The sequence below is a fragment of the Chryseobacterium sp. RR2-3-20 genome (assembly GCF_017808115.1).
Taxonomy (GTDB): domain Bacteria; phylum Bacteroidota; class Bacteroidia; order Flavobacteriales; family Weeksellaceae; genus Chryseobacterium; species Chryseobacterium oryzae.
This window is the reverse complement of record NZ_JADQBD010000224.1, coordinates 1-486: the sequence shown is the minus strand read 5'-3', so window position 1 is coordinate 486 and position 486 is coordinate 1. Positions and strand designations below refer to the sequence as shown.

Sequence of the window (486 nt, the reverse complement as noted above, 5' to 3'; positions counted from 1 at the left end):
CCCAAAATGTGCTGAAAAACTGAATAAATTCATATCTAATTGTTTGATTACTACAAATATACAAAAGTTATGATAAATTACGGATATTCATTAAAAAAATTAAGCAAAACGGATATAATACTTTACGTTGGGGAACTGGATCTATGCACGCTGGAGTTAACAAAAAACTTAAAGATGGAAGTTATCTAATTTCTGGTCCTCTTTACACCGAAGATCATTCAGACGCCTACGAACTTGAATACAAAACGAAAGACTTTAAAAAATTCACACCAGTGAGAGTTAGACACGATGAAAATTCAAAGTGGATAACATTCTAGGAAGAGGCTTCTGCTAACATAGTATTGGCAAAATGCGGGGGAAAGTCTAAATTGAGATATTCGATTTATTTAGCCGCCGCTGCTTTTCATATTGTTTTTTTTACTAATTTTAACAAGATGAAAAAGCATCGGCTTCACGCAGTCTGAATTGAACTTTCAGTTAAATCCA

Annotated in this window: 1 protein-coding gene; it reads left to right on the top strand. The window is 33.1% G+C overall.

The window, feature by feature from the left end:
• The first annotated feature begins 143 nt into the window (after positions 1–143).
• A complete protein-coding gene (locus tag IV513_RS15725; RefSeq protein ID WP_209391492.1) occupies positions 144–317 on the top strand; it encodes a hypothetical protein in 174 nt (57 codons plus the stop codon).
• Positions 318–486: the final 169 nt, after the last annotated feature.

Excerpts from the sequence above, each read along its gene's own strand:
- IV513_RS15725 (WP_209391492.1), top strand. The coding sequence starts at position 144 with ATGCACGCTGGAGTTAACAAAAAACTTAAAGATGGAAGTTATCTAATT.